Origin of the sequence: Stenotrophomonas sp. YAU14A_MKIMI4_1, from assembly GCF_003086855.1 — a bacterium.
In the GTDB taxonomy this organism is placed as follows: Bacteria; Pseudomonadota; Gammaproteobacteria; order Xanthomonadales; family Xanthomonadaceae; genus Stenotrophomonas.
Map to the genome: position 1 here is coordinate 808,519 of NZ_CP025998.1, position 11,950 is coordinate 820,468.

Below are 11,950 nucleotides of genomic sequence, written 5' to 3' on the forward strand. Positions count from 1 at the left end.
ACTGGTGGGCCCCTGCGATAATGCGCGCTGCACACCGTCTGGAATCTCATCATGCGCGCACCGCACCTGCTTCATGGCCTGACCCTGGATAGCGAGCCGTGCGCGGGGCCCTACCCACCGCAGGGATTCTGGCCGATCGCCGAAGGTGCGCTGGGCAACGGTGATCAGTTCGGTCTGTACTGGCCACTGGGTCGCGAGGCTGAGTCGCCCGTGGTCTGCGAAATGTTCCATGACGAAGGGCGCATGGTCTTCCGCCATTCCTCGCTGGATGTCTTCGCGCAGTGGCTGGATGCCGGTGGCGCGGAGGAAGACGACGATGGGGGCGGGGCGCCGCATGGGCACGCGGCTCCGGATGCGGAATCGCCATTGCCCTTGATCGAGCGCGCGCAGCTGCATGTGCAGGCCGCTGAGCCGGCCCAGGCAATCGGGCTGCTGGAAGATGCCTGCAGCCGCTTTCCGGAACTGCAGCGCGCGTGGGCGATGCTTGCAGGGCAGCAGATGCGCCTGGGCCGGCATGCGGAGGCCGTGGCAGCGGCACGTGCCGCCACTTTGGCGAACTGGGCGTTCGGCATTCCCGAGCCCGGTGTGCTGCGTATCCTGCGTGCAGCCGATGCAGGTGGCGATCCTGTGCTGGTGATGGCCCAGCAGATGGGATTCGGCTTCGGTGGCGCCAAGACCAACCCGGACTATGCGCTGATGCAGGCGTGCATTGATCAGTGCTGGCAGGCGGGCGACACGCTGGCGGCACTGCGTGTGAGCCAGAACCGCTGCTACGTGTTGAGCAGCGAGACTGTTTCCTTCCAGCAGCGCGAAGGCTTCGCCCTGGAGGCCTGGCGGCACGACTTCGCCGAACGGTGCCAGACTGCGCTGCACGATGACCGGCAGCGCATGTAGATCCAGACCATGGGGTCGGAGCCCTTTCCGCTGGGAAGGTATCCGACCCTGTTACGCGGAATCAGCGCGACATCGACTGCTGGGTCTGCATCTGTTCCTGGGTCTGCCGCTGCGACAGTTCGTTGTCCAGTGCCTGGCTCTGCCGCGTGCTGTCCTGCAGGTTCTGGTTCACCGCCTGCGACAGGTCGACGTAGGTGCGGTGCATGGCGGGATCGCCGAGCTGGCCCTGCACCGCGAACACGCCCTGGTTGTCCGGCCGCGCCAGCACGGTGTCGACTTGGCTCATGCCGGCCACCTTGGACTCGTAAGCCACCTGGCCAGCAGCGTTCTCGAGCTGGTTGCGGTCATTGAACAGCGGCGACAGACCGCCCTGGCGGCGCTGGTCTTCCAGCGCTTCCAGCTTTTCCACGACCTGCTGGTAACGCGGGTTGTCGGCGTGGCCCGGGCTGGCCATGGTCGGTTCGGCCGCTGCGCGTTCCTGTTCGGCCGCCTGCGCGTGCTGCTGGGTGGCTGCATCCAGCGCGCCCAGCGTGTCGCCGCCCGCCTTGCCGTCGACAGTGAGCTGGTGGTCGCGCTGGAACTGCTTGACCGCTTCCAGGGTGCCGGGGCCGAAATCGCCATCGGCCACCAGCGGCTTGCCGTCCTTGCCCAGGTAGCCCAGATCCGACAGCTTCTGCTGCATGGCCTGCACCTCATCGCCCTTGCTGCCGTTGACCAGCACGCCGTTGCCGGCAGGCGTTCCGGGCGAACCGTGCGAGGGGGCATGGGTGGGAGTGATGCCGATCTGGGTCATGGCCCGGTCGAAGCGCTCATCGCGGCTGGCCACGGCGCCCGGCGCCTGGATGCCGTACTTGGTGGCATCGACGAAGTTCTGCACGTCGCCGCGGGTCGGCGGATTGCCGGCCTGGATGGTGCCGCCCTGCAGCTTTTCCGCGTTGCCGGCCAGATAGTTGATGAACTGCGGGCCCATGCTGCCGAACTGGTTGTCGTAGTCGGCCATGGCCAGCTGCAGTTCCGGGTTGGCCGCGATGGCATCGGCGGCGGCCGGGTTGGTGGCACGCACCTTGGCGATGGCGTCGTCGACGCGCTCGATGGCGCTGTCCAGCTTGGCGTTGGTGAGCTCGTCCATCTTCGCCTGCGGAATGGCCTGCAGCTTGGCGTCGAGCGCCGCCAGCTGCTGGGTGCTCAGCCCGCCCTGCTGCGACAGCAGTTCGATGTCACCGGCGGTGAAGCCGTTGTCGCGCAGGAAGCGCCGGGCCTGCGGGTTGCCGCCGACGTCGAACTGCACCAGCCCGAACGAGTAGGTGCTGGCGCCCTTCTGCGCGTATGCGAAGTGGTCCAGGTGGCGGGTGTTGCCGCCCAGCTCGGTGTTGAGGAACAGCGTGGACAGCTGTTCGCGGGTAAGCGTGGAATCCGTTGCCATGGTCATGGTCCTTCAAAGAGGGAAAAAGAGCCGGGCGCGCCCGGCGGATCTCAGCCGGCGCAGTGCTGCTGGGTGAAGCCGAGCAGCTGGCGGGTGGCCTGGGTGCCGTAGGCGGCCGGTGCCGGCTCCAGCGCGAACTGGCCCACCATCTGGTTGCTGCACAGCTGCACGTTGCGCTTGCCGGCGGTGGTTTCCTGGGTGCAGTTGGCCGCCAGCAGGGCGTTGGGGCCGCCGCCCATGTTGGTGGCGGCGCTGCAGCCCAGCAGGCGGCCTTCCTGGCCGTTTTCGCCCAGCAGCGTATTGAAGGCTGCCAGCTGGCTGTTGGGGTCGCGCAGGACCAGCGTGTCCACGCACTGCTTCTGGCCGTCGGGCGTTTCGCAGGCGTCCTGGTCGACCAGGCCGTCACGGGTGGCGGTCAGCACCTTGATGCGGTCGGCGAACACCTGCTGCAGGCACTGTGCGTCGCCGCACAGGTCGCGCGTGTGCTGGACCCAGCGCTGCTGCTCGGCCTGCAGCCTGGTCTGGCCCGCACTGTCCAGGGTGGCCTGTGCGGTGGCCAGGGCCTTGCCCAGGTCCGCGTCCAGGGCGGTCAGGGCCGGATCCTTGCAGATCAGGGTCTGCGCCGGCGATGCGCCATCGGCACAGGCGGTACTGCCTGGAGGGGCCGCAGCCGGGGCGGTGGCGCCCTTGCCATCGGCACCGGCCGCTTCGCTGGCCGTTGCCGGGGCGGTGGCCTGGGCGTCGCTGGACGGCGGGGTGCAGGCGGCCAGCAGGGCCACCCAGCACAGGGTCATCAGGGGCTTCAGGGCCCGGGTCATACGTTCACTGCTGCGCTGCATGTCGATCCTTTGATGTCTGCGTCCTGGCGCATGACCTGCGGGCGGCAGGCATGGGGCGAACCATGGAACGGGGGGCGCCGTGGCGTCCGCACGGAGCGGGCTGGGCACTGGAACACCTGCGGCGGGGGCCGCAGGGGGGGAAAGCGTAGCAAGCGACTTCGTAGGGCTCTGTGACAGGGCGCCCGTTCTGTGTGCGTCGTTGGGGGTCAGAGCCCTTTCCTGCGGAAAGGGATCCGACCCCGCAGCAGTAGATCCACGCCATGCGTGGATGGGGTCATTGGCGGTCGACCGGAAAAACAGAGCGGGCGCCCAAAGGCGCCCGTTCTGTGTGCGTCGTTGGGGGGCAGAGCCCTTTCCTGCGGAAAGGGATCGGCCCCCGCAGCAGTAGATCCACGCCATGCGTGGATGGGGTCATTGGCGGTCGACCGGAAAAACAAAACGGGCGCCCAAAGGCGCTCGTTCTGAGTGCGTCGTTGGGGGTCAGAGCCCTTTCCTGCGGAAAGGGATCCGACCCCGCAGCAGTAGATCCACGCCATGCGTGGATGGGGTCATTGGCGATCGAACGGAAAAACAAGACGGGCGCCCAAAGGCGCCCGTCCTGTGTGCGTCGTTGGGGGTCAGAGCCCTTTCCTGCGGAAAGGGATCCGACCCCGCAGCAGTAGATCCACGCCATGCGTGGATGGGGTCATTGGCGGTCGACCGGAAAAACAGAGCGGGCGCCCAAAGGCACCCGTTCTGTGTGCGTCGTTGGGGGTCAGAGCCCTTTCCTGCGGAAAGGGATCCGACCCCGCAGCAGTAGATCCACGCCATGCGTGGATGGGGTCATTGGCGGTCGACCGGAAAAACAGAGCGGGCGCCCAAAGCCGCCCGTTCTGTGTGCGTCGTTGGGGGTCAGAGCCCTTTCCTGCGGAAAGGGATCCGACCCCGGCATGATCAGTAGCGGTAGTGGTCCGGCTTGAACGGGCCCTGCACCGGCACGCCGATGTAGTCGGCCTGTTCCTGGGTCAGGGTGGTCAGCTTCACACCGATCTTTTCCAGGTGCAGGCGGGCCACTTCTTCGTCCAGGTGCTTGGGCAGCAGGTAGACCTTCTTCTCGTAGCTGTCCTTGTTGGCCCACAGGTCGATCTGGGCCAGGGTCTGGTTGGCGAACGAGTTGGACATGACGAAGCTCGGGTGGCCGGTGGCGCAGCCCAGGTTCACCAGGCGGCCTTCGGCCAGCAGGAAGATCGCATTGCCAGCACTTCCGTCAGATGCCGGGAAGATGTACTTGTCCACCTGCGGCTTGATGTTCACGTGCTTCACGCCCGGGAACGCCACCAGCGCATCGACCTGGATCTCGTTGTCGAAGTGGCCGATGTTGCAGACGATGGCCTGGTCCTTCATCGCGCTCAGGTGCTCGATGCGGATGATGTCCTTGTTGCCGGTGGTGGTGACGTACAGGTCGGCACGGCCCAGGGTCGATTCGATGGTGTTGACTTCGTAGCCTTCCATCGCCGCCTGCAGGGCGCAGATCGGGTCGATCTCGGTGACGATCACGCGCGCACCGTAGGCACGCAGCGAGGCGGCGCAGCCCTTGCCCACGTCGCCGTAGCCGCAGACCACGGCGACCTTGCCGGCCAGCATCACGTCCATCGCGCGCTTCAGGCCGTCGGCCAGCGATTCACGGCAGCCGTACAGGTTGTCGAACTTGCTCTTGGTGACCGAGTCGTTGACGTTGATCGCCGGGATCAGCAGGGTGCCGGCCTGGGCCAGCTGGTACAGGCGGTGCACGCCGGTGGTGGTCTCTTCGGAGACGCCCTTCCAGTCCTTCACCACGCGGCCCCAGTAACCCGGGCGCTCGGTGGCAACGCGCTTGAGCAGGTTCTTGATGACCTGTTCTTCGTGCGAGGACGAAGCGGTGTTGACCCAGTCGCTGCCGTTTTCCAGCTCGTAGCCCTTGTGGATCAGCAGGGTCACGTCACCGCCGTCGTCCACCACCAGCTCCGGGCCGGTCAGGGTGCCGTCGGCCAGGGTGAAGGTCAGCGCGTCCAGGGTGCAGTCCCAGTACTCTTCCAGGGTTTCGCCCTTCCAGGCGAACACCGGGGTGCCGGTGGCGGCGATGGCCGCGGCGGCGTGGTCCTGGGTGGAGAAGATGTTGCACGAAGCCCAGCGCACGTCGGCGCCGATGTCCTTCAGGGTTTCGATCAGCACCGCGGTCTGGATGGTCATGTGCAGCGAACCGGTCACGCGCACGCCCTTCAGCGGCAGGCTGGTGGCGTGCTTGCGGCGGATCGACATCAGGCCCGGCATTTCATGCTCGGCGATGTCCAGTTCCTTGCGGCCCCAGTCGGCCAGGGTGATGTCGCGGATCTTGTAGTCGCCTTCGGTGGAGAAGGACTTGGCAACAGCGTTCATGCAGTAGCTCCGGTTGTGGACGAGCAGATGCTCGTATCTAGCCGGGCGCCGTTGTTACAAAGCCACCTTACCGAGCCTGGCCGGGCCTCATGGGTTCCGGTCGCAGCGCCCCTCGGCAGGGGAGAACGCCCAGTATATCGCGGCCCCCAACCATCGGCAGATGGGGGCCGTGCCGCTGCCTGTTAAGGTCGGGGTCTTCACGCACCGAAACAGGAAGAACGATGAGCAAGCACGCGCGCCGCCAGCGGCGCTGGACCGGTCTGGTCCTGTCGATGGCCCTGCTGGCCGTAGCGCCGCTGGCCTGGTCGGCCGGTACCGCCCCGGCCGCCACCGCCCAGGCCGCCGCCGGCTACGAACTGCCGTCGGCCGCGCTGCAGGCGGTGGTGGACGCGCCGCGTGCGCCCACGCTGTCATTGTCGCCGCGCCGCGACGTGGCCGCGCTGATGCAGATGCCGTCGCTGCCGTCGATCCAGGTGGTGGCGCAGCCGGAACTGAAGCTGGCCGGCGTGCGCATCAATCCGCGCACCTTCTCCGACAGCCGTTTCAGCTTCGGCCAGAAGCTGTGGCTGATGAACGTGGCCGATGGCAAGGAGCGGCAGATCAGTGGCCTGCCGGCGCAGTTGTCGATTGCCGGCCTGGCCTGGTCGCCCGACCAGAAGTGGCTGGCCTTCAACCAGGTGGACGCGGCCAGCGGTGCCAACGAACTGTGGCTGGTGGACGTGGCCGCTGGCAGCGCCCGCCGCCTGCAGGCCGGTCTGAACACGGTGTTTGGCGAGGGCTACCAGTGGCTGCCTGACAGCCGGGGGCTGATCGTCATGACCCGCGTGGCAGGCGCAGGTGATCCGCCGCCGGCCGATGGCGTGCCCACCGGCCCGGCCGTGCAGCAGACAGGCAAGAGCAGCGGCGTGGTGTCCATCCGCACCTACCAGGACCTGCTGAAGAACGAGGCCGACGCGCGCCTGTTCGATTACTACGCCAAGGCCCAGCCGATGCAGGTCGGCCTGGACGGGCGGACCCGCGCGCTGGGTGCGGCGGGCATCTATCTGGACTTCAGCGTATCGCCTGACGGCAACTACCTGCTCAGCCAGCGCGTGCAGCGTCCGTATTCCTATGTGGTGCCGGTAGGCAGCTTCCCGCGCCGCATCGAAGTGCTGGACCGCAACGGTCAGCTGGCCCACACCGTGGCCGTGCGGCCGCTGGTGGAAGGCCTGCCGACCGGCAACGATGCCGAAGTGACCGGCGTGCGTGACATCAGCTGGCGCGCCGACGCCGGCGCTACCCTGGTCTGGGCCGAGGCGCAGGACGGCGGCGATCCGAACCGCGAAGCGAAGGTGCGCGATGCGGTGTTCATGCAGGCCGCCCCGTTCGAGAAGCCGCCGGTGACCCTGGCCCAGCTGGGCAGCCGTTTCGCCGGCATCACCTGGGGCCGCGGCGACCTGGCCCTGCTCAATGAGTCGTGGTGGAAGACCCGCAACAGCAAGACCTGGCGCATCGCCCCGGACGATGCCGCGCAGGCGCCGCAGCTGCTCTGGGACCGCGATGCGCAGGATCGCTACAACGATCCGGGCCGTGCCGGCGTGGTACGCGATGTGAACGGTCGCGCGCGCCTGCAGACCACTGCTGACGGTCGCAGCATCTTCCTGTACGGGCAGGGCGCTTCGCCGGAAGGTGACCGTCCGTTCGTGGACCGCTTCGATATCGAAAGCCGCCAGGCCACGCGCCTGTTCCATTCGCAGGCGCCGGCCTATTCGTTGCCGGTTGCACTGCTGGACCAGGAAGGCACGTCGCTGCTGCTGACCCGCGAAAGCCCCGACGAGCCGGCCAACTACCAGGTGCAGTCGCTGGCCGATGCCAGTGCCGCGCCGCGCGCGCTGACCCACTTCGCCCACCCACTGCCGCAGCTGAAGGGCGTGCAGAAGGAGCAGATCCGCTACAAGCGTGCCGACGGCGTGGACCTGACCGCCACGCTGCTGCTGCCGCCGGGCTACGACCCCAAGCGCGATGGCCCGCGCCCGCTGCTGATGTGGGCCTACCCGGGTGAGTTCAAGAGTGCCGCCGCGGCCAGCCAGGTGACCGATTCGCCGTACCGCTTCAACGCGGTCAGCTACTGGGGCCCGCAGGCGTTCCTGGCCAAGGGCTACGTGGTGCTGGCCAGCCCGACCATGCCGATCATCGGCGAGGGTGACAAGGAACCCAACGACACCTACATCGAACAGCTGGTGGCCAATGCGCAGGCCGCGGTGGACGAGGTGGTGCGCCGTGGCGTGACCGATCGTGACCACATCGCCATCGGTGGCCATTCCTACGGTGCGTTCATGACCGCCAACCTGCTGGCGCACACGCGCCTGTTCAAGGCCGGCATCGCCCGCAGCGGCGCCTACAACCGCACGCTTACCCCGTTTGGTTTCCAGGCCGAGGAACGCAACTACTGGCAGGCGCAGGACGTCTACCAGAAGATGTCGCCGTTCAACTACGCCGGTGACATCAAGGATCCGATCCTGTTCATCCACGGCGTGGACGACAACAACTCCGGCACGTTCCCGATCCAGAGCGAGCGCATGTTCGCGGCGGTGAAGGGTCTGGGTGGCACGGCGCGGCTGGTGATGCTGCCCAACGAATCGCATGCCTACCGCGCACGCGAATCGATCATGACCATGCTGGCCGAAAGCGAGCGCTGGCTGGAACAGACCCTGGGCCCGGTGCCGCAGGGCAAGGCGAAGAAGAAGCGCTGAGGCGTGTGGGACGGCGGCCCCTGCAACGGGGGCCGCCGCGGGTAGAGTCGACCGTTGGTCGACTATCGCGCGCAGCGCGGGATTTCGGCAGTCGACCAACGGTCGACGCTACCCCGTCGGTATTTCCGCGCCGGACGATACGTGCAGATGAAACCATTTTCGCGCCGCAGCAACGGCGGCGAACTGGGGTAGGCTTGGCGACGGATCATGCCCAGAGGTTCGTGCGTCGCCGATGAACGAGTACCGCAGCAGCATCGAATTCGCTTCCCCCGATCTTCCGCTTCGCGATGATGTGCGCCAGCTGGGCGCACTGGTTGGCGATCTGCTGGTGGAACAAGTCTCCGCCGCGTTCCTCGATGATGTGGAGGATGTGCGCACCCGCGCCATCGCACGACGCGAGAACCAGGCGCCGCTGGCCGAACTGGCGCAGGGCCTGGCCGGGCGTACGCCGCAGCAGGCCGAAACCATGGTGCGTGCGTTCAGTACCTACTTCCAGGTGGTGAACATCGCCGAGCGCGTGCACCGCATCCGCCGCCGCCGCGATTACCAGCGTGCCGGTACCGCCGCGCCGCAGCCCGACGGCCTGCAGGACGCGCTGCAGCACCTGAAGGCGCAGGGCGTGAGCCTGGACGAACTGGCGCAGTGGTTGCCGCGCATCGACATCGAACCGGTGTTCACCGCCCATCCCACCGAAGCGGTACGCCGTGCGCTGCTGGAAAAAGAACAGTTGATGGTGGCCAGCCTGGTGGACAACCTGGATGGCCAGCGCACGCCCGGTGAAGCCGCCGCCGACGCAGCGCGCTTCCGCATGGCGCTGACCGCTTCGTGGCAGACCACCGATTCTTCGCCGGTGCGGCCCACCGTGGATGACGAACGCGAACACGTGGGTTTCTACCTGGTGCAGGTGCTGTACCGGGTGATTCCGGTGCTGTACGAATCGCTGCAGCAGGCGCTGCGCGATACCTATGGGCAGGAACTGCCGCTGCCGCGCCTGCTGCGCTTCGGCACCTGGGTGGGCGGCGACATGGACGGCAATCCCAACGTGGATGCCGGCACCATCCGCAACACGCTGGATGCGCAGCGGCAGGCGGTGCTGGGCCGTTACCAGAAGGAACTGCTGCAGCTGGCCAGCCTGCTCAGCCAGTCCACCGAGCGGGTGGGGGTGAGCGAGGCGCTGCAGGCGCGCGTGGCGCAGTACCAGCAGCAGTTGCCGCAGGTGCAGTCGCGGCCACGCCATGCCGACATGCCCTACCGCCTGCTCAACGACCGCATGCGTGCACGCCTGCAGGCCACGCTGGACGATGGCGAAGGTGCCTATGCCGGCCCGGATGAACTGATCGACGATCTGCAGCTGATCCTGGACAGCCTGCGTGCCAACCGCGGCGAGCATGCCGGGGGCTTTGCGGTGCAGCGACTGCTGTGGCGGGTGAAGACCTTTGGCTTCCATCTGGCGCGGCTGGACGTGCGCCAGGAATCGAGCGTGCATGCGCGCGCGCTGGCGGCGGTGCTGGGCGGTGAGGAGGCATGGCAGGCGCTGGACGCGCTGGGCCGGGCACGGTTGCTGGGCCCGCACGCCAGCGGCGAAACACCGTTGCCGGCCGGCAGCGATGAAGGCAACGCGCGCCTGGATGCCGTGTTCGCGGCGCTGGCCGATGCCCGCGCACGCCACGGTGCCGATGCCTTGGGCAGCTACATCATTTCCATGGCGCATGACCGCAGCGACGTGCTGGCGGTGTTGGCGTTGGCGCGGCGCGGCGGCCTGGTCGATGACGAAGGCGCGGTGCCACTGGATATCGCTCCGCTGTTCGAAACCGTGGACGATCTGAAGCGCGGCACCGCCACCCTGCGTGACCTGCTGGCCGACCCGGTGTACCGCGCACACCTGCGCGCACGGGGCGATGTGCAGATGGTGATGCTGGGCTATTCGGACAGCAGCAAGGATGGCGGCATCGCGGCATCGCGCTGGGGCCTGCAGCGTGCCCAGGTGGAACTGCTGGAAGTGGCCGCCGAACACTCCATTGGGCTGACCTTCTTCCACGGTCGTGGCGGCTCGATCAGCCGCGGCGGTGGCAAGACGACCCATGCGGTGGATGCTTCCCCGCGTGGCAGCATCGATGGCCGCCTGCGGGTGACCGAGCAGGGCGAGGTGATCCACCGCAAGTACGGCATCCGCGCGCTGGCCTTGCGCTCGCTGGAGCAGTCCACCGGCGCGGTGCTGCGCGCCAGCCTGCGCCCGCGCGCGGCCGAGCCGCGCGAAGACGACTGGCGGCCGGTGATGGACCAGGTGGCCGCCGCCAGCAGTGAGGTCTATCGGGCATTCGTGGGCCAACCGCAGTTCATGGACTACTTCCGCTCCGCCACGCCGATCGATGTGATCGAGCGGATGACGCTGGGCTCGCGGCCTTCGCGGCGGCTCGGCCAGGATGCGGCGCTGGGCAACCTGCGGGCGATTCCCTGGGTGTTCGCCTGGAGCCAGGCGCGGGCGGTCATTCCCGGCTGGTACGGGGTGGGCAGTGGCCTGCAGGCCGCGGTGGATGCCGGCCATGAGCAGACGCTGCGGGACATGGCGCGCGACTGGCCGTTCTTCCGCACCTTCCTGGATGACATCGCCATGGTGTTGTCCAAGGGCGATATCACCATTGCCGAGCAGTTCTCGCTGCTGTCCGGCGATCTGCACGGGCGGTTCTTCCCGCAGGTGCAGCGCGAGCTTGAACTGACCCGGCACTGGCTGCTGGCGCTGCTGGGCCAGAAGACGCTGCTGGACCACGATGCGCGGCTGGCGCTGTCGATCCGCCTGCGCAATCCTTATGTGGACCCGATCAGCGTGCTGCAGGTGGACCTGCTGCAGCGCTGGCGGGCCAGCGGGCGGGAGGATGACGATCTGCTGCGCGCGCTGGTGGCGTGCGTGAACGGCGTTTCGCAGGGCGTGCAGAACACCGGTTGATCGTCTGCATCCGCCGGGCATGGCCCGGCGCTACCTGCCTTGGTAGGTGCGGGGCTTGCCCCGCACACCTTCAATCCTCCGGAGAGGGTGGGTTGGAGGCCAGCAGTTCCAGGTGCCGCTGTTCCATTTCCTGGCGCAGCTGGCGGCGGATGAGCGCAGCGGCGTGGCGGCGGCGCTCGTCGCTGTTCTCCAGCTGCAGCGGCGGCACGGCGGTCGGCTTGCCGGCCTCGTCCACGGCCACCATGGTGAAGAAGCAGCTGTTGGCGTGGCGCACGCTGCGCTTGAGGATGTCCTCGGCCACCACCTTCACCCCGATTTCCATCGACGAGGTGCCGGTGTAGTTCACCGAGGCCAGGAAGGTGACCAGTTCACCCACGGCAATGGGCTGGCGGAACATCACCTGGTCCACCGACAGGGTAACTACGTAGCTGCCGGCGTAGCGGCTGGCGCAGGCGTAGGCCACCTGGTCGAGCAGGCGCAGGATCGCACCGCCATGCACCTTGCCGGAAAAATTGGCCATGTCCGGCGACATCAGCACGGTCATGGACAGCTGGTGGGATTTGAGTTCGGTCGACATGGCCTGATTGTATCGGGCATGGACCGCGTAGCGTCGAGCTTGCTCGACTGCCGTTGCCAGGAGCAAAGCAGAAGGGCCGCTTGCGCGGCCCTTCTGCAAGGTCAGCCGACTAACAGTCGGCTCTACCCGTCGGCTCTACCCGTCGGC

General features: G+C 67.5%; 7 protein-coding genes and 1 riboswitch. Of the genes, 3 read left to right on the plus strand and 4 right to left on the minus strand.

From position 1 onward, the window contains the following. Positions 1 to 51: 51 nt before the first annotated feature. On the plus strand, positions 52 to 894 hold the full coding sequence (locus C1931_RS03520; protein WP_108755430.1) for a tetratricopeptide repeat protein: 843 nt from the start codon (positions 52 to 54) through the stop codon (positions 892 to 894). A 61-nt stretch (positions 895 to 955) separates the two neighbouring features. On the opposite strand, the gene C1931_RS03525 is transcribed toward C1931_RS03520, so the two are convergent. The 3 genes from C1931_RS03525 to ahcY all read right to left on the minus strand — a co-directional run bounded on the left by C1931_RS03525 (position 956) and on the right by ahcY (position 5,550). Further along, positions 956 to 2,317, minus strand: coding sequence for a peptidoglycan-binding domain-containing protein (locus C1931_RS03525; protein WP_234412733.1), 1,362 nt, complete (start codon positions 2,315 to 2,317; stop codon positions 956 to 958). Between the two features lie 50 nt (positions 2,318 to 2,367). Further along, the gene (locus tag C1931_RS03530) at positions 2,368 to 3,135 is read right to left on the minus strand and encodes a lysozyme inhibitor LprI family protein (protein WP_234412873.1); all 768 of its coding nucleotides are present in this window, start codon (positions 3,133 to 3,135) and stop codon (positions 2,368 to 2,370) included. Positions 3,136 to 4,089: 954 nt separating this feature from the next. After that, entirely contained in the window at positions 4,090 to 5,550 is a 1,461-nt protein-coding gene (gene ahcY / locus C1931_RS03535) for an adenosylhomocysteinase (RefSeq protein ID WP_108755433.1), read from the minus strand. A gap of 36 nt (positions 5,551 to 5,586) precedes the next feature. Beyond that, a riboswitch (S-adenosyl-L-homocysteine riboswitch) is annotated at positions 5,587 to 5,670 on the minus strand. A 101-nt stretch (positions 5,671 to 5,771) separates the two neighbouring features. Between ahcY and C1931_RS03540 the strand changes: the two genes are divergently transcribed. Continuing rightward, positions 5,772 to 8,282 carry a prolyl oligopeptidase family serine peptidase gene (locus tag C1931_RS03540; RefSeq protein ID WP_108755434.1) on the plus strand — a complete coding sequence of 837 codons (2,511 nt, stop codon included), beginning with the start codon at positions 5,772 to 5,774 and terminating at the stop codon, positions 8,280 to 8,282. 232 nt (positions 8,283 to 8,514) lie between these two features. Further along, the gene (ppc, locus tag C1931_RS03545) at positions 8,515 to 11,226 is read left to right on the plus strand and encodes a phosphoenolpyruvate carboxylase (protein ID WP_108755435.1); all 2,712 of its coding nucleotides are present in this window, start codon (positions 8,515 to 8,517) and stop codon (positions 11,224 to 11,226) included. A gap of 70 nt (positions 11,227 to 11,296) precedes the next feature. Here ppc and C1931_RS03550 read toward each other — a convergent pair whose 3' ends face one another. Beyond that, positions 11,297 to 11,803: an acyl-CoA thioesterase gene (locus tag C1931_RS03550; RefSeq protein ID WP_108755436.1), complete on the minus strand. Its 507-nt coding sequence runs from the start codon at positions 11,801 to 11,803 to the stop codon at positions 11,297 to 11,299. Positions 11,804 to 11,950: the final 147 nt, after the last annotated feature.

What these genes read in the sequence shown, in the direction of transcription:
- C1931_RS03520 (WP_108755430.1), top strand. Translation starts at nt 52, where the DNA reads ATGCGCGCACCGCACCTGCTTCATGGCCTGACCCTGGATAGCGAGCCG.
- C1931_RS03525 (WP_234412733.1), bottom strand. Translation starts at nt 2,317, where the DNA reads ATGGCAACGGATTCCACGCTTACCCGCGAACAGCTGTCCACGCTGTTC.
- C1931_RS03530 (WP_234412873.1), bottom strand. Translation starts at nt 3,135, where the DNA reads ATGACCCGGGCCCTGAAGCCCCTGATGACCCTGTGCTGGGTGGCCCTG.
- ahcY (WP_108755433.1), bottom strand. Translation starts at nt 5,550, where the DNA reads ATGAACGCTGTTGCCAAGTCCTTCTCCACCGAAGGCGACTACAAGATC.
- C1931_RS03540 (WP_108755434.1), top strand. Translation starts at nt 5,772, where the DNA reads ATGAGCAAGCACGCGCGCCGCCAGCGGCGCTGGACCGGTCTGGTCCTG.
- ppc (WP_108755435.1), top strand. Translation starts at nt 8,515, where the DNA reads ATGAACGAGTACCGCAGCAGCATCGAATTCGCTTCCCCCGATCTTCCG.
- C1931_RS03550 (WP_108755436.1), bottom strand. Translation starts at nt 11,803, where the DNA reads ATGTCGACCGAACTCAAATCCCACCAGCTGTCCATGACCGTGCTGATG.